General features: G+C 63.3%; 18 protein-coding genes and 1 pseudogene. 1 reads left to right on the plus strand and 18 read right to left on the minus strand.

Annotated elements, in window-relative coordinates; all coding sequences use genetic code 11:
• Positions 1-196, plus strand: a pseudogene (locus ABE487_RS15765) (glutamine--fructose-6-phosphate aminotransferase); the annotation flags it as partial.
• 122 nt (positions 197-318) lie between these two features.
• Here ABE487_RS15765 and ABE487_RS15770 read toward each other — a convergent pair.
• The 18 genes from ABE487_RS15770 to ABE487_RS15855 all read right to left on the minus strand — a co-directional run bounded on the left by ABE487_RS15770 (position 319) and on the right by ABE487_RS15855 (position 19,786).
• Positions 319-1,407, minus strand: coding sequence for an MraY family glycosyltransferase (locus tag ABE487_RS15770; protein WP_346445532.1), 1,089 nt, complete (start codon positions 1,405-1,407; stop codon positions 319-321).
• A 145-nt stretch (positions 1,408-1,552) separates the two neighbouring features.
• A complete protein-coding gene (locus tag ABE487_RS15775) occupies positions 1,553-2,023 on the minus strand; it encodes a VanZ family protein (protein ID WP_346445533.1) in 471 nt (156 codons plus the stop codon).
• Between the two features lie 13 nt (positions 2,024-2,036).
• On the minus strand, positions 2,037-2,624 hold the full coding sequence (locus tag ABE487_RS15780) for a GNAT family N-acetyltransferase (protein ID WP_346445534.1): 588 nt from the start codon (positions 2,622-2,624) through the stop codon (positions 2,037-2,039).
• On the minus strand, positions 2,624-3,313 hold the full coding sequence (locus ABE487_RS15785) for a sugar transferase (RefSeq protein ID WP_346452635.1): 690 nt from the start codon (positions 3,311-3,313) through the stop codon (positions 2,624-2,626). The genes ABE487_RS15780 and ABE487_RS15785 overlap by 1 nt, the downstream gene beginning before the upstream one ends.
• A 2-nt stretch (positions 3,314-3,315) precedes the next feature.
• The gene (locus ABE487_RS15790) at positions 3,316-4,503 is read right to left on the minus strand and encodes a UDP-N-acetylglucosamine 4,6-dehydratase (RefSeq protein WP_346452634.1); all 1,188 of its coding nucleotides are present in this window, start codon (positions 4,501-4,503) and stop codon (positions 3,316-3,318) included.
• Positions 4,504-4,542: 39 nt separating this feature from the next.
• Positions 4,543-5,724: a LegC family aminotransferase gene (locus ABE487_RS15795; protein ID WP_346445537.1), complete on the minus strand. Its 1,182-nt coding sequence runs from the start codon at positions 5,722-5,724 to the stop codon at positions 4,543-4,545.
• Positions 5,721-6,971: a glycosyltransferase family 4 protein gene (locus ABE487_RS15800; RefSeq protein WP_346445538.1), complete on the minus strand. Its 1,251-nt coding sequence runs from the start codon at positions 6,969-6,971 to the stop codon at positions 5,721-5,723. Before ABE487_RS15800 ends, ABE487_RS15795 begins: the two co-directional genes overlap by 4 nt.
• A gap of 61 nt (positions 6,972-7,032) precedes the next feature.
• Positions 7,033-8,184, minus strand: coding sequence for a glycosyltransferase (locus ABE487_RS15805; protein WP_346445539.1), 1,152 nt, complete (start codon positions 8,182-8,184; stop codon positions 7,033-7,035).
• The gene (locus tag ABE487_RS15810) at positions 8,184-9,284 is read right to left on the minus strand and encodes a glycosyltransferase (protein ID WP_346445540.1); all 1,101 of its coding nucleotides are present in this window, start codon (positions 9,282-9,284) and stop codon (positions 8,184-8,186) included. Before ABE487_RS15810 ends, ABE487_RS15805 begins: the two co-directional genes overlap by 1 nt.
• Positions 9,281-10,444 (minus strand): hypothetical protein, encoded by a 1,164-nt coding sequence (locus tag ABE487_RS15815; protein ID WP_346452633.1) that lies wholly within the window; start codon positions 10,442-10,444, stop codon positions 9,281-9,283. Before ABE487_RS15815 ends, ABE487_RS15810 begins: the two co-directional genes overlap by 4 nt.
• A gap of 189 nt (positions 10,445-10,633) precedes the next feature.
• Positions 10,634-12,019, minus strand: coding sequence for an oligosaccharide flippase family protein (locus ABE487_RS15820; protein ID WP_346445542.1), 1,386 nt, complete (start codon positions 12,017-12,019; stop codon positions 10,634-10,636).
• A 15-nt stretch (positions 12,020-12,034) separates the two neighbouring features.
• Positions 12,035-13,117 carry a DegT/DnrJ/EryC1/StrS family aminotransferase gene (locus ABE487_RS15825; protein ID WP_346445543.1) on the minus strand — a complete coding sequence of 361 codons (1,083 nt, stop codon included), beginning with the start codon at positions 13,115-13,117 and terminating at the stop codon, positions 12,035-12,037.
• Between the two features lie 2 nt (positions 13,118-13,119).
• The gene (wbpD, locus tag ABE487_RS15830; RefSeq protein WP_346452632.1) at positions 13,120-13,701 is read right to left on the minus strand and encodes a UDP-2-acetamido-3-amino-2,3-dideoxy-D-glucuronate N-acetyltransferase; all 582 of its coding nucleotides are present in this window, start codon (positions 13,699-13,701) and stop codon (positions 13,120-13,122) included.
• On the minus strand, positions 13,698-14,651 hold the full coding sequence (locus tag ABE487_RS15835) for a Gfo/Idh/MocA family oxidoreductase (protein WP_346452631.1): 954 nt from the start codon (positions 14,649-14,651) through the stop codon (positions 13,698-13,700). Before ABE487_RS15835 ends, wbpD begins: the two co-directional genes overlap by 4 nt.
• Before the next feature lie 49 nt (positions 14,652-14,700).
• Entirely contained in the window at positions 14,701-15,978 is a 1,278-nt protein-coding gene (gene tviB, locus ABE487_RS15840; protein WP_346445546.1) for a Vi polysaccharide biosynthesis UDP-N-acetylglucosamine C-6 dehydrogenase TviB, read from the minus strand.
• Positions 15,979-16,158: 180 nt separating this feature from the next.
• Complete coding sequence (locus ABE487_RS15845) at positions 16,159-18,318, minus strand: YjbH domain-containing protein (protein WP_346445547.1); 2,160 nt, start codon at positions 18,316-18,318, stop codon at positions 16,159-16,161.
• A complete protein-coding gene (locus ABE487_RS15850; protein ID WP_346445548.1) occupies positions 18,315-19,106 on the minus strand; it encodes a capsule biosynthesis GfcC family protein in 792 nt (263 codons plus the stop codon). The genes ABE487_RS15845 and ABE487_RS15850 overlap by 4 nt, the downstream gene beginning before the upstream one ends.
• The gene (locus ABE487_RS15855; protein ID WP_346445549.1) at positions 19,106-19,786 is read right to left on the minus strand and encodes a YjbF family lipoprotein; all 681 of its coding nucleotides are present in this window, start codon (positions 19,784-19,786) and stop codon (positions 19,106-19,108) included. The genes ABE487_RS15850 and ABE487_RS15855 overlap by 1 nt, the downstream gene beginning before the upstream one ends.
• Positions 19,787-19,792: the final 6 nt, after the last annotated feature.

A 19,792-nucleotide genomic window follows, 5' to 3' on the forward strand; every position in this document is an offset into this window, starting at 1 on the left:
CGTCTTCACCGACGCCGACAGCAACTTCGGCCCGTCGGAGGGCGTGCACGTGATCCGCACCCCGCGCCATGTGGGCGTGCTGAGTCCGATCGTGCACACGATCCCGGTGCAACTGCTGGCCTACCACACCGCACTGGCGCGCGGCACCGACGTCGACAAGCCGCGCAACCTCGCCAAGTCGGTCACCGTCGAGTAGGTATCACAGCCAGCGCGGACGCCCGCCACGCCGCGAATGAGATGCGGCGTGGCGGAAAAGCTGGGGCCAGGTTCAAGCGCGGGCGAGGATGTAGAGCCGCCTTTTCGGAGCTTGATCAGCGCTCAGGCGAGCCGGGGCCCGAACCAGCGGAAGAAGCGGATCGCGCGCTCCCGCTTTGCGGTTACCGCGTACCACGCCAAGCACATCACGAAGAATGCGACGAGCAACAACGGCTCGGGGACATCTGCGCGTATCGCAAGACTGGCGAGGAATCCACAGATCAGGCTGAATGCGGCAAGCGCGACGACCACGCGCAAATGTCCGTAATGGGCGTCCCGCATCAGGTGATGGATGTGATTGCGGTCGGCATAGAACGGTGAGCGCTTGTTGCGGATCCGACGCAGCATGACGACAAGTGTGTCCATCACTGGCACCGGTACAAACCACAGGGCCAGAACGGGACTGACCGGATGGCCCGGGTTCTGGGTCAACCGGAACGAGAACCAGGCCACGACCAGACCGAGAAATGCGCTGCCAGCGTTGCCCATGAACAGCACCGCGCGCTGGCGCCAGGGCAGCCGCAGGTTGAAAGCCAAGAACGCCGCCACGGCTCCCATCAGAATCATCAACCGGTCGGCGATGATGTCGTTACCTGCGTAGAGTGCAGCGGCGGCGAGCATCAGCAATGCGCACCACACGACGGTGCCGGCCAAGCCGTCGACGCCGTCGACCATGTTGATGGCGTTGATGAGGCCGACAGTCGCAAAAATCGTGAATGGTACCGACAGCCAGCCCAGTGCCACCGACTCGAGCCCGAACACCGGGCCAAGCTGCTCGACGCGTACGTCGCCCCCATAGATCATCACCAGGGCGGCGACGATCTGCGCCATGACGCGCCAGGTCCAGCGCAGGTCGTAGAGATCGTCCAACAGTCCAACGAACAGGATGATCGCCGCGGCGCCAAGAAAGCCCACGAAGCCGTCACCCACTTCGCGGGAGAAAACGAGAGCTGCCAGCACCACGCCTAGTCCCATGGCGATGCCGCCGGTCACTGGGGTCGGCGAAACATGGTCCTTCCGGCCCTTGGGATGGTCGAGCAGATTGAGGCGCGTTGCAACGGGCTGCAGCAGCCACTGGGCGAACCAAGTCACACCAAGTGCTGCAAGGGCGGCATCCCAGGCCAGGTCGCCGATAACTTCAATGAACCACATCGACCCGCAGCCTTCCTGAATGCAATAGGTATTGTAAGTCCTCGGCGAATTCCTCACCATTTTTCATCAATTCTATGACGCGTGCAGTCATCATCTGTTGTGAATTGACCGAAATGGACACGACAGGTCACTTTCTTGATGGGCGTTAGGCAGCCTTGAGCGTCAGCGCCAAGAGCCGTTGACTTCCTTTGCCTAGATAGAGGCCGAGCGCGCCGCCGAGCAGGTTGAGCACGACATCACGGATCTCGGGTGAGCGGCCGGGGGCGAGTTCCTGGGCCAGTTCGGCGGCCGTGGCGAGCACTGCGATAACCGCCCAGGCGCGCCAGCCACGCAGATCGGCGCGACAGACCCACAGGAGTGCGCCGAGCAGGACGAAGATCGCGAAATGGGCCCAGTCCGAAAGGCTCCACGGGGTGAGTCGCGCCCAATGAGTCCATTGCGCGACATTCGTGCTGCCAAAGATCGCCACCAGGCGTGGGCCGGGCAGAAACAGCAGTCCCGATGCCAGCGCCGCGCCAGCCAGCGTCGCCAGCCTGGGCACGAGACGCGTCCGCCAGGCCAGTGTCAGGCAGACGCCGCAGATCAACGCAAGCAGCAATGCGCGGGACAGGTCCATGCGGGAAGCGGGATCAGAGCCGCTGCACGTAGACGACCGAGTGCTCGCCGTCGTGGACCTCGATCTCCGCGACAGGCTCCGCCCCCATGCGTCTGTAGAAACGGTGGGCGGGCACCAGCGACGTGCCCGCCACGATCCGGAACGCCGTGACGCCCCGTGCGCGGAACTCGCGCTCCAAGGCCCGATACAGGGACTCCGCGATCGAGCGACCTCGCCACTCCGACGCGACCGCCAGACTCAGCAACTCGGCCGTCGGCAATTCGAGATCGGGTCGGGCGGCCGCCCCCCGGGTATAGCGCAGGATCTCAAGAATCCGGCGCAGTTTGGACGGTTGCAGCATCGCCGGGGCCAGGTTCAAGCCCAGTCGCAGCGGACTGCGCAGCATCCGCTTGTACACCGGCCCCATGCTCGCGCCGCCAGTGACGAACCCGACAACTGCATCGCCTTCCCGATGGACCAACAGCAAGGTGCTGTCAGACTCGTCGAGCGCGCGGTACATGAAGGTGAGAAACCCCACGCCCAGCGTCGCCAGGAAACTCCGGTCCAGGCAGCGAACATGCAGTTCGGCCACCTGCCTGTACATGGCGTCGCGCGACGACATCAGCGCGAGGCGGCCGGGGCGGCCTCTGCGGCGCGGGTCAATGCCTCGGGCGCGGGCGGCAGGTCGGGGAATACCCGCCAAACGGCTCGCGAGTCCGGGACCAGGATCACCCACGTGGTGAGCACGATGCACCAAAGATAGGTCCCGACGCCCTGGTGCGCCACATACCACTCTTCCAGTGCGCCCTTGTAGGGCATGATCACGTCATCGTAGAAGCGCTCCGGCTCGGCGCTGGCATGCATCAGTTCCTCCTCGTCACGGAAGACGACGGACCCGATGCCCGACAGCCCCGGCCTGACCTTGATGATCTCCGCCTGCGAGCGTGCAGGGAAGGCATCGAAGCAGCGGCGCGTCTGCGGCCGCGGCCCCACGATGCTCATGTCGCCACGAAAGATGTTCAACAACTGCGGCAACTCGTTGATCTTGGTCTTGCGCAGCACGCGACCCAGCGGAAGGACGCGGGGATCGTGCTTGACGGTCACCGTACCGGTGCCGAGATTCGGGCTGTCCTTGAGCATCGTGGCGAACTTGAACAGCCCGAACGTCACGCCGTGGCGTCCGATCCGCTGCTGGACGTAGAACACCTCGCCTTCGCCGGTCAGGCGCAGCGCAATTGCGATCGGCACCAGAAGCGGCGAGAGCACCAAAAGCGCGAGCCCTGACAGCAGGATATCGAGAAGTCGTTGCATGATCACATCCTGCCGTCGAGGTACTTGCCGGTTTCCTTGTGGGCGAACTCGGGAATCATGTAGTTGAACAGGTCGACGATCTCCGGCTTGTCCCACGTGCGCTGCTGCCGGATACGCGTGAGCGTGTCGAGGAAGTACGTCAGCCTGGCCTCGTCGAACACCGGTTCGTTCCGGATCACGCCGATATTCTCAAAGCGCTCCATGTCCAGCGTCTCGGTGCCCATGTAGAACTCCTCGAAGTCCTTCTCGCCCGTGGTGTCGCTGGCGAAGAAGTACACCGGCCAGCGCTTCCCGGCGATCAGCTCGGGCGCACGGGCACGGGCCTCGTCCTCGCTGTCGCACGCGTAGGGCTCGAACCCGAGTGACTGCAGGTAGCGCACGGCGATATCAGAGAAGCGCGTCAGATCCAACTGCTCGCTGAGCTTGGGGAAGAAGATGTCGCGATTGTCGCCGAGCAGGCATGAACTCAAGCAGAGTTCGCCCGACTCCTGCGGTGTGACGAAATAGCGGCGCACGTCATTGGGCGCGGAGATCGGCTGGCGCTTGGCGAAACGCTGGTTGAACCCATGCAGCAGCGACCCGTCGGAGAAGGCGACGTTCGCAAACCGCGCGGTCGAGATCGGCAGCTCCAGGCTGGCGCGCATCAGGAACATCTCCATGATCCGCTTGCTCGCGCCCATCATGTTGACCGGGTTGGCCGCCTTATCGGTGGAGACGCAGAAGTACTTTCGGGCACCGCCCACGCGCGCCTGCGTGATGGTATCGATGGTGTTGAGGATATTGACCTCGATCAACCGCATCAGCGTGAACGGGTCCTTCTCGCTGCGCACATGCTTGAGCGCCGACAGATTGAGCACGTAGTCGTAGCCGTCGCCGGCGTTCATCAGCGCCGCGTACTCGCGGCTGCCGCAGTCGAGCGCGAACGTGCGGAAATCTCCGTCGATGTAGCCGAGCGTGCTGCGGACATCGCGCACCAGCTCGACCATGTTGTTCTCGCTGATATCGACCACATGCAGCACGCGGGGATCACGCTTGAAGATCTCGCGCGTCACGGCCTGGCCGATGGAACCAGCGCCGCCGATGACAAGGAATCGGCTGGCGGCCACGATCTCCCGCAACTCGGCGTCGTGGCGCTGGATATCTGCATCGAAAAGCGGCCCATCGCGGCCAATGAGGTTCAGTACATCCATGGGGGAAGTGCTCTGCTGGTGTTGCTGGAAAGGAATGCGTCAGCGCGGGCGCAGGGCGCCGTCGGGAACGCTGGAGGGCAGGTTGACGACACGGGCCTCCAACCAATGGGAATTCTCGAGCCCATCGTGCTGACAGGCGCTGAACATCGGCAGCCGCGACATCAATCGCCAGATAGGCCGGGTCATCACGCCTTGCGCGTTCGTGTACTCGAGGAAGGCGTCGCGCTCAGCTTCGGAATCCAGCACGATCGCGTTGAGCCACCAGTTGCTCGTGCAGTCCGCAAGCGGCTGGACGAAGCGAATGTCCGTATCGGCGAAGAATGCGGCATAGCGCGCAGCCACGTCCGCTTTGACCGCCAGCATCTCGTCGAGCCGTTCCATCTGTGCGCAGCCCAGGGCGGCATTCAGGTTGGGAAGCCGGTAGTTGTAGCCGATCTCGTCGTGCACGAACTCGTAGGGATGGGGCACCTTGGCGGTGGTCGTGAGATGCTTTGCGCGCTTGGCCAGAGCCTCGTCGTCGGTGACGATCATGCCGCCGCCGCCGGTCGTGATGACCTTGTTGCCGTTGAAGCTCAAGGTCGCAAACCGCCCGAATGTGCCGGTGTGCCGTCCGTCGACGTAGCTACCAAGCGATTCGGCCGCATCCTCGACCACTGCGATACCGTACTCGTCGCAGATCGCCACGATCTCGCGGATCCGCAAGGGCTGTCCGAAGGTATGCATCGGCACGCACGCCGCGACGCGTCGCCCCGTTGCCCGATTCCAGGCCTGGCCACCGCGGACTTCCGCGTTGGCTTCCAACCACCGGCGTAGTGATGTGGGACTGAGCCCCATGGTGTCGAGATCAACGTCGACGAACACCGGATGCGCGCCAGCGTAGCTGAGCGCATTGCACGTCGCGATGAAGGTCAGTGCCTGCGTGATCACCTCGTCGTCCCGGCCCACGCCTGAGAGCTGCAACGCCACATGCAGTGCGGCAGTCCCGTTGACGGTCGCGATGGCGTGCTTCGAGCCGGTGAAGGCGGCCACGCGCTCCTCGAACTCGGTCACCTTGGCGCCGACGGATGACACAAAGTTCGAGTCGATGCAGTCGACCAAGTACTGGCGTTCGTTGCCTTCGAAGACTGGGCGGTGGAGGGGGATGAAGTCGGGGCCGTAGATTCCGCGGACGAAGTCTACGACTGCCGCAGAGGACAGCATCCTTGCGCTGGGTGCACTCATCGCGCGCTCTCCCCGGGCGCGAGGGTGTCGTCCAGAATCGCACCGAATCGGGCCGAAAGGCGATCGAACCCGAAGTTCTCCAGCACGTGTGCCCGCCCACGCTCCCCCATCGCTCGAAGCGCATCGGACGGCATGTCGGCCATGCGCTCCATGGCGTTGGCCAGCGCCAGCGGGTCGCCGGGCGGTACGGTTGTACCGCAGCCGGACTCCCGGACGGGGTCGTTGACGGCTGCGGAAGCCATGACAATCGGGCGTGCAGATGCCATGTAATCGAAAAGCTTGTTCATGCTGATGCCGTAGCGATAAAGATCTGGTTGGTCGAGCACGGAAAGGACGAAGGCGTCTGCCTGGCTGGCAAGTTGTGGGATGTCCTGCTTCGGCACAGGATCTTCAAAAGACACGAGCGAGTCGTCGAGTCCGAGTGCAGCCGCCCTCTCAATCAGTCCGGCCTTCAGTGGGCCGTCCCCGATCATTCTGAGGCGGATCGGGTGGCTGGGGCGTCGGCTTCGGAGGATCGCCATGGCATCGATCAGCGGGTCCAGCGCATTGGCCTGTCCGTGTGCTCCGAAATACATGAAGCTGAAGCTTGAACGCGAATCTCGCTGGCGGTGCGGTGTGGGCGGAAAGAGTCCGGGATCCACTCCATTGGGAATCCAGACGATCCTGCCGGGCTCAATCCCCAGCGGACAAATGTAATCACCAGCCCTGGGTAGAAGCACGACGATCCTCGTAGCCGACCGGTAGAGCAGCCGCTCAAGCCAGCGCATCGCGATCGCCATTGCCCCGTTCTTCCTGATACGCCCCAGATCGATCAACGTCTGCGGCCAGAGGTCGCGAACCTCGAACACAAAGGGAACACCGAATCTTCTGGACAGGATCAGGCCGGAGAGCGCGGCGAAGGGATGGACGCTTGAGCCCACGATCACGCTAGGCTTGCCAAGTGCATGCGTGACTGATGGCTTCAGGACGCCGATGCTGTATGCCAGCATGTTCATGATCCTCCCGCCGCCATTCCCCTCGTAATCCGGCGTCCTCACCCAGAGGAAGGGTATGCCGTCGATCATGTCGGTTCTGGATCTTTCGGATGTCGACAGTCTCTGCTTTCCGGAGTTGATCTCCACGCTGGAGGCGATGATGGACGCGCGCCAACCGGCTGCCTCCAGCCCTTTCGCCAAGTGGTAATGCCGGGTGCCTCCAACGCCGCTTGGCACGGTGGCGTAGTGGTTGAGTATCCAAACATGCTTCATCGGTCGATGCTCTCATCGGGATCGGAGGTCGCGTCCGATACCTCATCGCGGATCAAGAGATTCAACGGCGGTGCCCGGCACGTACCGCATCCGGTCCAGCGGGCGGTGTGGGGTCTATCGTTCTGCGCAGCGCATTAAGCATCGTCTCGACGCACTCAGGCCAGGCGTAGTGGGTCTGGACGTGGTTCCAACCTGCTGCGCCCATTGTCCGTCTGATCGCGGGGTCGATCACCAGCTTCATGATTGCGTCGGCCGCGGCCTCCGGGTCCTCCCTAGGGACGACGATCCCGGTCTGGCCGTGGACGACGACCTCGGGTAACCCGCCAGCATCGGAGACGACCACCGGCAGGCTCGCGGCCCCGGCTTCGATGGCCGCGACGCCGAAGCTCTCGCTGTCGAGTCTACTCAGCGCGACAAACACATCCATTCGTCCCAGCTCAGTGGGAACCTCTCCGTGATTCACTCGACCCACGAACGTTACGTCATCGCCCAGGTCCAGAGACCTCGCCAGGATCTGCAATTCCGCAAGCTGCGGGCCTCCACCAACGATCCGAAGTCGAAGCGAACGGGCTAGCGCGGAGTCGAGTTCGGTCGCCCTCCTCCTGACGATCGCGTACGCCGAGATCAGTGTGTCGATTCCATATTTAGGGGAGAGTGTTTTCACCGTTCCGATCACCAGTGCGCGATCCGGTCGCTCGTCGTCACTGAGGCGTGCTCCTCGGTCCTGGAATGCCGAAAAGTCGACGCCGAAGGGCGTGATCTCGATCTCTCCCAGGTCCGGGGCCATACGACGTGCCTGGCTTGCCATGCAATGACTTGTAGAGGCGACGCGCGTCGCTGCGCGCAAGTTGCCTGTGACCAACCATCGGTGGAGCGGGCTTTTATAGGGGAAGTCGTAGACGTCGCTTCCCCAGATCGACAGTAGCCACGGGCTATGGTTGACCAGGCGTGCGGTAGTTCCATAGCCGCTGGCGTAATGCGCATTAACCACATCCGGGCGAATGTCAGCTAATAGCCGTCGCACACCGGGCGCCATTAGGAAATAGCCAGCGACTCCACGGAACGGAAATGAGTGAACGCGCACTCCAGGATCCAACGGCTCCAACAGCGGATGCTGCGTGACCAGGTGCACTTCGGCGCCAGCAGTCTGGAGCCCGTTGGCCCAGCGAATCGCATGGATGGATGAACCGCTCGCCAGCAACGCGATCTTCATTAGGCACCAGCCAAGTCGTTGATGACCTGAGCCGCTCGGGCTTTCCAGGAATGTTGGCTCAACACCGTCAAGCACTGCTGTCTGGCGCGCTCGATCTCGTCGGGATTCTGGGATAGGTGACGCAGCAGAGCAGAGAGGTCATCCGACGTGTAGGGAATCACCCAGCCCACCTTGTTAGCTTCAACGAACTCCGCCGCCAGCGTGCCCTTCGACGCGATGATCGGCGTGCCTCGTCCGAGGTACTCATAGAGCTTGACGGGCGCGGCGAATGTCCAGTACGCATGTGGTTTCACGAACACAAGCGCAATGTCACTACGGTCGTATAGGGCGTTAAGTCCTTCCCCGGAGGCGTGTACGATCTCTATGTTTTCGGACAGATACGGTGCGTAGGCGGATTGATTGGAGTGCCACTCAAGGTCGCGTGTGCATACTACCAATCGCGTGTTCGCCGACGCGGAGACTGCCGAAAACAATTCGTGCATCTGATAATGCGAGGACAGGCCACCGATATAGAGAAGTCTCAGTTCACCAGGAACGCCGCTGCGGGTGGTCGAGACGCGTGCGGCATCAAAATCGTGCCCGGGAGGAAGCTCGGAGATCGGACACGTCATCGAGGATGGAATGCTTTCGACCATCCGGATTGAGGGCACGTAGAGCATGTCCAGCTGACTATTGTAGCGTTGTAGATCGTATCGATAGAAAAATCTGGCGAACTTCGCCCGAAGCGCACCGACATTCTTTTCATACTCCGGAAAAGCCCAATAGATATCGCGGTAAAAGAGCCCGATCGGAACCTTAAGATCATTCAGGTGCTTGAAAAAACCGAAATCCAGACAAGGTCGGGTCGGTAGATGATGACGCTCGGTAAGAAGCGTCGGCATCGTGGAACTCTCGGAGTAGGCCAGTGCGTACTTTGTGCCGTTGCGGATTTTCTTCTTGACGTCGCCGATGGCCTTGGCGCGTTCTCGCCCGTGACCGGACACAACATCGACTTTGTGCCCGAGCGCGCTGAAAGCATCGATCATCCGCATGGGCCGGATGCCGCTGGCAGAGACTGGATTAACCGCAAGCGGCAGCGGCGTGTGAAATATGATGTTCATGACGATTTCTTCCTGACCATCTTGCCGTCTGAGGACGTGTGTCGAGCTGTGTGCCCGACGAGCCCGTAGGTGACGCCGAACGCGAAGAAGAGGTAGTGGTTGACGTAGGAGAGGGCGAGCACGGACTGGATCAGCGCGGAGATGAAGACCATTCTTCCGAACAGTTCGCTTCGCCCGCCAGCGGGGCCCACCAGCATCTTTGGGATAGGCAGTGCGAGCATCAGCACAACGATGGCGAAAGGAATGAGCCCGAACTGGTGCCAGAAGGAGAGGATGTTGTGGATGTACCCACCATCCAGATAATCCAGAAATCCGTTGTAGCGTCCCCAGAGCGGGCTTTCTTGGATCTGCCTGATGCCGGCCTGAAGTAAGTGGGAACGTTCGTTGAGCGAGGTGTCGGTGTCGGAGCTGAGAAGCAGCCGGACTATGCGCGAATCAATAATGTTGAAATAGTTGTTCATCACTACGTAAAGCAGCCCAGAGCCGAGCGCGACGAAAAGTACGGCTATTCGGATTGCCGACTTAAAGCCGAGGCCGTTCTGGGCGATCTGGTATACAAGCGGTGTGATTAGCCACAGGTAGAACCAGGACCGGGACCCGATCAGGTAGATCGCCACAAGTCCCAGGAGATAGATGAGCGCCTTTGATCGGGTGTTCGCGGAGGTCACGATCGCGAGTAAGAGCAGGGAGTACGTGCCACCCGCAACCCGGATGTAGTTGAGTCGCTCCTGCAGCAGCAGGATCCTGTCAGACGAATAGATGTATGTGATCGCGACGATGACGGCCAGCGAGATAAGGAAGGTGCGCCTGCCCTCCCTGCCGGAATCAAAGCGGTAGTTTGCTATGAAGAAGGCGCCCGCTATGAAGGCCGCTGCGTACCAGTAGTAGTTCGAGAGCCAGGCCAGGTCGTACCGGTCCGACTGCGCGGCGGCGACGAGTCCGGCGATCATGAATCCGAGGATGCAGAACGCAGGCAGGATGAGCTGCTTGCGAGGCCTCGAGAACAAGAAGAAGGCCACAATCGCGAGTGCTGACGCGAACAGACCGACCGGAGGCGTCGGCCAGCCATAGGTGATTCGGACCGAGTACAGAACAGCATCTGCTGCGTACAGCAGCAGAAAGATAGACAGCGACAGGCTGCTTCGGAAAGAGAGTGTCATCGGCTCATCCCTTAGAGTGCCTTCTTGCCGCCTGGCACGAGATCGGCGAATCCCGAAGTGCAGTTGCGGGAAGCCTCTGTGCAACTCGATCCATCCTGGTGGGCTGCTTGCATTGAGTTCATTCTTGAGCTGTTCTGTAGGCGGGAAGATGTCGAGATCGTGGTGTTCTTACACATCGGCACGGTCGGGCTATCCACCGTATCCGAGCAGTCTTGCAACGTGTAAGGCGGCGGCCACGAGCACAACGCCGCCCAGGCTCAGGACGATCGCCTTCTTGGGGGCCGCCCTGGCCAATAGCTGTACATCGATGTGCGCGACCCTCGCGACCACAACGAAGTAGATGAAATAGAACACGGCTCCGGACAGTGCATGGGCTTCTGCCACATGATCCTGGGACAGCTTAATGGCCACGGCTGCAATACCGGTGCGCAGGACGAACCCGAAAAACTGCAATGAAAGAGCGAGTTTCTGATTTCCGGTCACGTGCAGCACCATCGATACCGGTGAAGTGATGAATTGCATGAAGAACCAGGGCGCCATCCAGGCGACCAGGTCGCCTGAGCGCTCCCAGCCGGAGCCGAAAATGAGCTGGAACGTGAGCGGGGCGAGCAGGGCGATCATGGCCACGGGAGCAATGCCCGCAGCGATGAGGTGCCCGACCATTCGTGCAGTGAAAAAGGCGAGTTCGTTCTTACGATAGTGTTCGGATGCATGAGACAGGAACACCTGCCCGACGGCTTGGCCGATGAGGGCCGCCGGAATCGCGAGCACTTGCATCGCGAGCAGCAAGTGGCCGGCATCGTTGCTTGGACTGTTGGCGGCGATGAGCAGGATCGGCACCTGGATGCTCGCGGTGTTGGCGAGTGCCTCCAGCATCGAGTACTTCGGGAATCGCTGGTACTCGCCGGCAACCCGCTTCATGTCCCGTCGACGGATGGCGCGCAGCGCGGTTCGGTCGCGCTTCCAGAGGCGATAGCCCAGCCCGGCGACACCAGCTCCGCTCTTGATGAGTTGGCCGAGCAGCAGGCCCAATGGCGCGATACCCAACGCGCCCAGACCCAACTGGGTGGCCGTACCGCCGATCGCCTGGCTCATCCGCGTACGCGCGACCGCCATGAAGTTCTTCTTGCGAGATGTCCAGTACTGCAGCGCGGTGTACGAACCGGTGATCCATACACCCAGAGGCAGCAGCCACAGGTAAGGCGCCAGGCCGGGGGCGTCGAGCAGGTCGGAGATCGGATCGGCCCCAAAGCCGACGACGATCGCCAATGCCGCGCCGAAGGCTGCCGAGCTGCACAGGGCGACAGCCAGGAGATTGGCGGCCTCCTCGTCCGCCTCTGGCAGGGGGATCGCGATCTCCAGGCGAAGGGAGGCAACAACGGCCAGGATGCCCAGCAGCGCGGTGTAAACCGCCAGTACGCCGAAATCCGCCGGGGTATAAAGTCGGGTCAGCACCGGGAGCGCAAGAACCCCCAAAGCCTGTGCGAACGCGGTGCCGCCCACGAGCACGCCGATCGAGCGCGCAACGCCGCCGACCCGGGCCTGATTCAGTCTCCGCTTAATAAAGTCCAGCACGCCAACGGATCTGCTCTACGCACCCGCAACGAGCGGAGCGACTACCCGTTGCTGCGAATCATCGTCAAGATAGGCGTGCATCGGCAAGCTAAGCACTTGGTCGGCTGCCAGATCGCCGTGAGGCAGGCGGGCCGCGATGTCCTGAACGGCCGGCTGCTTATTCAGCGGCATCGGGTAATGGACCGCGGTGGGGATGCCGGCCGCATGCAGCCGGGCCTGCGTCGCGTCGCGATCCTGCACGCGGACGGTGTACTGCGCCCAGGCGCTGGTGTTATGCGGCTCGACGTGCGGAGCCTGGACTTGGCTGCCGGCTAGCATTCGGGCGTACCCGGCGGCGACCCGTTGCCGCGCGGCGATCTCGTCTTCCAAGATATCGAGCTTGCACAGTAAGATGGCGGCCTGCAAGGTATCGAGCCGGCTGTTCACGCCGACGCGGGCATGGTGATAGCGACGCGTCTGGCCGTGGCGAGCGACCTGGCGCATGATCGTCGCCAGCGTCTCGTCGCTGGTGAAGATCGCGCCGCCGTCGCCGTAACACCCCAGCGGTTTGCTGGGAAAGAAGCTGGTCGTGGCGATCGTCGTCAGATTGCAGCTCTTTCGGCCCTTGTACGTGGCGCCGAAGCTCTGCGCAGCATCCTCGATGACGGGTACGCGGTGTCTGTCGGCGATCGCATTGATGGCATCGTAGTCCGCGCACTGGCCGTACAACGAGACTGGAATGATGGCTTTCGTTTTCGGACCGATCGCAGCCTCGAGCGATGCCGGGTCGAGATTGCAGGTCAAAGGATCGATATCGACGTAGACGGGGCGCGCCCCGAGGACTGCGGCCGCCTCCGCTGTGGCGATGTATGTGAAGCCAGGCGTGATGACTTCGTCGCCAGGCCCTACGCCTAGCGCCATCAATGCGATCTGAAGCGCGTCAGTGCCGTTTGCGACGCTTATGCAGTACTTGGCGCCCGTGTATGCAGCAAGGCGTTCCTCGAGCTCGGCCACTTCGGGGCCCAGGATGTACTTGCCGTGGGCAAGGACGCGCGCGATGCCGGCGTCGATCCGGTCCTTGAGGCGCGCCTGCTGCGTCTGAAGATCGATGAATTCCATTGTCATGCGTCCTGGCGGGTCAGCTGGCGGCCGTGCAGCTGGTAACGCGCGCCGGTGTGCGAACAGGTCGCTTCGCCGTCACCCTCTACCGGCAGGTCGAGCTGTTCGCCGAACTCGCTCATCCAGCCGATCTGACGGGCGGGCACGCCCACCATGAGCGCATAGTCGGGGACGTCTTTGTTGACCACCGCGCCGGCGCCGACGAAGGCGAACGCACCAATGGTGACGCCGCAGACGATCGTGCAGTTGGCGCCGAGCGTCGCTCCGGTTCGCACAAGCGTGTCCCGGTACTGGTCCTTGCGCTCGATCAGTGATCGCGGGTTGTAGACGTTGGTGAACACCATGCTCGGGCCGCAGAACACGCCGTCCTCGAGGGTGACGTTGTCGTAGACCGACACGTTGTTCTGGATCTTGCAGCGGTCGCCGATTACGACACGATTGCCGACGAACACGTTCTGGCCGAGCGATACACCCTTGCCAATGCGGGCGCCGGCGCACACATGCGCGAAGTGCCAGACGCGCGAGCCCTCGCCGATCTGCGCGCCGTCATCGACGATCGCACTGGGGTGCTGCTGAAACGTCATGCGCGCGCCCTCTGGATGAACGGGTGTGCATCGTCGGCGCCGGAAACGACGAGGGCGTCGCGGATCTGCGCGACGGTCGTGATGGCGGTACGGTTCTCTTCCAATCCGAAGCCGCGACCTGCGAGGATCTCCTCGTAGCTGCGGATATGCAGGTCGGTGAAGCCGCCGGAGAATTCGATTTCTTCGCCATCGACAGTGATGGAGCGATAGGTGCGTTGGCCGGCGTCGCGCTGGGCCCGCGGCACGTCTTCGAAATCCACCGACAGGAACCACCGGACACGGGCATGCGCATACTCTAGGTAGCCCGCGGCACGGGTGTCCTCGGACAGGTGCACGACGTTCTGCTGCAGGTCGCCGAAGATGTAGTGCAGCATGTCGAAGAAGTGCACGCCGATATTGGTGGCGATGCCGCCCGACTTCTTCAGGTCACCCTTCCAGCTCTGCAGATACCAGTGGCCGCGCGAGGTGATGTAAGTCAAATCGACTTCGTGCTTGGTATCGCGCTGCTCGCTGCGGACGCGCTCGCGCAGCGCAACGATCGCCGGATGCACGCGCAACTGCAGGATCGTATTGACCTTGTGGCCGGTGTCGCGCTCGATGTCCAGCAGGCCATCGATGTTCCAGGGATTGAGGACCAGCGGCTTCTCGCAGATCGCGTCGGCACCCGAGCGCAGCGCGAAGCGCATGTGCGAATCGTGCAGATAGTTGGGCGAGCAGATCGAAACGTAGTCCACGGCTTTGCCGTCGTTGGCGCGGCGGCGCTTGTCGATGTGGCGATCGAAACGCTCGAACTCGGTGAAGAAGTCGGCTTCCGGGAAGTGACTGTCGATGATGCCGACCGAGTCGTTCGGGTCGTAGGCGGCAACCAGTACGTTGCCGGTGGCCTTGATGGCCTGCATGTGGCGCGGCGCGATGTAGCCCGCAGCGCCAATCAGTGCGAATTTCTTCATGAGAGTGTCCTGAAAGTACGTGTTGCGTGTGCCGCCGATACAGGCTTAGTTAGAGCCGTCCGTCCACGCGATCGGCTGGCAAGATGCCCTTGATGTCGTAGATCACGGTGCGATCGGTCGCCCACTGGCGGACATCGGCATTGCCCGGCTTGAATTCGTCGTGTGCGACCGCGAGCACGATGGCGTCGTAATGGCCCTGCTGGGGGGGCTCGGCCAGCAGCTCCACGCCGTACTCCGCCTGTGCCTCGTCGCGCGACGCCCAGGGGTCGTGGATGTCGACCTGTGCGCCGAAGTCGCGCAGTTCGCTGACCAGGTCCACCACGCGCGTGTTGCGCAGGTCCGGGCAGTTCTCCTTGAAGGTGAAGCCCAGTACCAGCACGCGGCTGCCCTGGATGGCGTGTCCCTTGCGGATCATCAGCTTCACGACTTCAGCGGCGACATGCTGGCCCATGGCGTCGTTGATGCGACGGCATGCGAGCAGGATGTCGGGGTGGTAGCCGACCGACTGTGCCTTCTGGATCAGGTAGTACGGATCCACGCCGATGCAGTGGCCGCCGACGAGGCCCGGCTTGAAGGGCAGGAAGTTCCATTTCGTTGCTGCGGCCGCGAGCACGTCGCTGGTGTCGATGCCCAGGCGGTGGAAGATCAGCGCGAATTCGTTGATCAGCGCAATGTTCGCATCGCGCTGGGTGTTCTCGATGACCTTCGCGGCCTCGGCCACCTTCAGGGTCGGCGCCTTGTGGGTGCCTGCAGTGATGATGCTGCGATACAGGCCATCGACGAATTCGGCGGCTTCGGGTGTGGAGCCCGAGGTGATCTTGGGAATCGTGGTCAGGCGCCGTTCCTTGTCGCCCGGGTTGATGCGTTCGGGGCTGTAACCGACCGTGAAGTCCTGGTTGAAAACCAAACCCGACGCGCGCTCGAGCTCGGGAACGCAGATCTCTTCGGTTGCGCCCGGAAACACTGTGGACTCGTAGATCACCGTATCGCCGTGTTTGAGCACGGTGCCGATTGCCTGGCTCGCCTTGATCAGCGGCGTGAGGTCCGGGTGCTTGTGCTCGTTGATCGGTGTGGGCACGGTGACGATGTAGACATTGGCATCTGCGATGCCCGCCGTCTCGGTGGTGTAGCGCAGCCGGTTGGCGGATCGCAGTTCTTCGGCGTCGACCTCAAGCGTGTGGTCGCTCCCGCCGCGGAGCTCTTCGACGCGGCGGACGTTGATATCGAAGCCGATGGTGTCGTACCGCTTGCCGAACTCCACGGCCAGCGGCAGCCCGACGTAGCCCAGGCCGATCACGGCAATGGCGGCGGTACCCGTTGAAGACATCAGATCAGTTCCTCGTGACGATAGGCGTCGGCTGCCACGCACGATGGGCGGTTCGCCGACTGAATAGCGAATTATGCGCCCTCCAAGCCGCACCGTGAGAAAAAGTGAGGCCTGAATGTGCCGCGCTGGGGCAGGAACTGCCCAAAGCGGGTGCGTGGCGGTTCAATCTGAACCGCCAAGTCAGCGATCGATCCAGTCCAGATTGTCGAACAGCGCGTCGCCGTCGCGTTCGCTGGTCAGGTTGTACAGGTTGTAACGCCGCGCCAGCCGTGCGCCGCCATCGCGGGTCAGCGGTTGCCAGAGGATCTCCGCGCGCGCTCGCGTCGGCCTGGGCAGGAGGAAATCCATGGGGAGGGAGAAGTAGATCCCCTTGTCGAAGTCGCCTTCACCGAAGTCGCGTGACGAGACGTTGGTCTTGGTGGCATAGGCGCCCATCGTCACACCGTTGTCGAAACGCCTGGCGACGTTGACGGTGGCGCCGACGTCGCCGGCCAGGTAGCGGCCGGCGCTGACGTTGACCTGGACCCGCTGCTGGCGCCCGAAGGTGTAGTAACCGGTGACATGGCCCGTGGTGACCTCGTAGTCGCGGAACCCCGCGTGCTGATCGAAGTTGCGCTGACGGACCTGGTTCAGGTCCATGCCCAGCGCCCAGCGTTCCCCGAACGGGCGATACAGCACCTCGCCACCGACGCCGCCGTACATGTACTCCAGGTAGCCCGCATAGGCCATGCCGTACCAGTCGCGCCCCAACTTGCGCGCCGTGGTCAATTGCAGGTTGGGCACCGTGACCTTGGACGTCGTCAGGAACTGCCGCTGCCACGTCCGCACGCGTGGCAGGCGGCTGGGGGCGTCGTAGCGGAACTTGTCGAAGTTGTTGGCGATGTCGACGCTGACCGCACCGGTCAGCCAGGTACTGCGGCCGAACCAGTAGCTGGCGCCGAAGTCGGCCGTGAGCTGATAGAGAATGAATCCGTCCGGGCCACCGAGGACCTGCTTGTACCCGGGACCGAAGCTCCCGCGCAGCCGGTCGAACGGCGCGCGATAAAGCTCTTCGCGGCGCTGCTGCGCCGGCGGCGACAGCTCGACCTTGCGCGCCATCGCTTCGAGGTCGATCCGGCGGTCGACGTAGTCGGCGAACGCATTGCGCTCGACGCTCACTTCTGCGATCGGCATGCCCACGCGCTCGTGCGCGAACGTGAACCAGTCGATGTCGTCGGTCACCGCGTTGTCCAGCACGCGCGCACCGCGCCCGACGCCCTGGGCTGGGTAGAAGTAGCGTGTCTGGCTGCCGTGGACGATGAGTTCGCCATCGCGCCTGGTGATTCTCGATACGGCAATGCCTGCGTCTCGCTCCAGGTCGGCGGAGACTACGGCCCAGTCCGTGTCGGGCTGATGCGCCGGTGCGTCCGTGGCAGCACCCGACAGGCTGTCCTCGCCAGTGACACGCCGCCGCAAGGGCGGTGCGGGCGTATCGAGGATCGGCGCATTACTGCGCGCCGTCTTGAGATTGCCGACGAAGGCCAAGCCGAATACCGGGGTGTCGCCGCGTTCCAGGCCGGCGGTCAGTTCCAGGTTCGGCGTGGGGCGATAGACCAGTCCGACATTGATCGGCGAGCGCTGGTCCAGCCGCGTGCCTCGGGGCTCGGTCTTGTAGTCGTTGCCGTCCAGTTCCACCTTGACCAGCAACTGCTCGAAGGGCGTCTGCCAAGTGATGCCGCCGAACACTCCGATAGGGCCGCGGAACATGGCGTTGGTATTGAACTGGGTCGGGCCACGGCCGCCGCCGGGGCGCGTCTCGAAGCCGGAGTCGATGAGCCGTAAGGGGTTGGCGATATCGCCGCGGTTGCCGAGGTAGCCCGTTGCCAGGCCGAGACTGGCATCGATGGCGCCAAAGCGCTTGTTGGCGACCAGGTACTCGCCCGAGAACAGGCCGGTGCCGCCGATATCGCGCATGCCGAGCGCGATCTCCGGCAGCCAGCGGCTTTCCTGCCAGAGTCGCAGCTTCACGTCGATCGACTTGTCCTTCAGGCTCTGATCGCCGCTCAGGCTTGGCGGGCCGTAGCGCTGGTTGCGCAGGCCGACGTAGCGGAACGTGCCCTCGAGCCACGGGAAGGGTTGCAGCGACAGGTTGTGTCGCGCGTAGGGCGAGGTGTAGCTGGTGGACAGGCTGACCTGTCCCTCGGGCTCCATGCGCGCGGTCGGGGTCTGCAGCAGGCCGGCACCGCCCCAGTCGCTCTGGGTGACCAGGTCGTGCGCGGACTCCTGTGCGTGCAGGCTGCCGGCGATCGCCAGCGCCAGCAGGCCGAGCGGAAGTTGGGGGGGGGCGGTACGTCGGGTCATCGGGCGGCGTCCTGCACCCGAGGCGAAACGGGCAGTGCGATCGGCTGGGTCGCCAGAAACTGGGCGAACTCTCGGTTGAAGTCGGGGTCGATGCGCCGCAGGGTGCGCTCGGGCAGCGGGGCATACAGCACCGCGCCAGGCGCCAGTGTCTGGGCCGGGCTGCGATTCCAAGGTGCGATGCCCAATTGCGCCACGCTGCCGTCGGGCTGAACGACGTAAAGCAAGTCGGGATCCGCGCCCAGGGTCGGGCATTGGCGCAGGTACTTGGCGGCTTCGCGCAGTGCCACATGGGGTAGGCGGCATGGCGCTTCGACGGCCCCGACGACGGCGATCGTGTCGGGGCGCAGCGGGTAGACCAGGCGGTCACCGTCGCGGACAGGCAGGTTGGCACCAGGGTCGACCTCGAGCCTGCGCCCGTCGAGTTGTGTCGGAATGCGTCCGGTGACCGGCAGCGTTGTCAGCCAGGCTTCCATGCGCGCTGCCGTCTCGGCGACCGCGAGTGGTGTGTCCTCGGCGGTCTGGATCGCCTGCAGGCTATGCTCGAGTCCTGCACGAAGGCGGGTCTGGGGGACGACGGCCTGGCGGCGAAGCAGGGCGGCGCCTGTCGTGTAGGCCTCGCTCGTCGGCATGGCCGCGAGGATGGGATCGGACAGCCGGGCGTCTTCCGACAGCGCGAAGGTCGACGGACGAAGGACGGCGCCTTCGACAGTGACGTGGACCTGTGCAGGCGATTGAGCAGCGGCGCTGGCGGCGGCAAGCAGCAGCGCGCAGCCGAGGAATCGGGACATCATCGTGCGCTTCCGTGCCGATAGGGCTTGAGCTGGACGAGATCGAGGCTCCGGCCTGGAGCGAGGAGTTGCCGGCTCTTGAGAATGAAGCCGGTATCGGGCTCGGCCCAATAGCTGTTGATGGCATCGATGTCGGGCCCGCGCAGCCGCTCGTCGAAACGGACCAGGGTGCGGGTCTGCCCCAGGATCTCGACCTGTTCGGTGCCCGTACGCCGCAGTTCGCCTTCGACCATCACGCCGTAGCGGTGGCCGGGCATCCAGTCATAACGACGCAGCGTGCGCGCGGTGCCCTCAAGCAGGGGGAGGCGCGCGAACGGGTTGTCGCCTTCGAGGTGGATGTCGACTGCGTCTTGCGGCAGGCCGGCGGTACCGGCCAGCAGGCCGTCACGCAGAAACACGATTCTGCGGTCGGGGCTGTACCAGGAAGTCAGGCCAGCATCATCGTTGCCCAGCACCATCAGTGCCTGGATGTCGTCGCCCTCCACCAGCACCTGGGCATAGGGATTGGCGGCCACGCGCTCGGGCGTGACTTCAATCGACGGGCGGAAGACGGCGAGACGGACCGCATCCACGCCGCTGCGGGTCATGCCGTTGCAGCCGATCAACATGAGAAGAACTGCGCCAACCGCAATTGATGCTGCGCACGCGCGCGCGCGGTGTTCGATGCGAAGCGCCGTCATCGCGAG

This window comes from Luteimonas sp. TWI596 (genome assembly GCF_039674105.1).
In the GTDB taxonomy this organism is placed as follows: domain Bacteria; phylum Pseudomonadota; class Gammaproteobacteria; order Xanthomonadales; family Xanthomonadaceae; genus Luteimonas.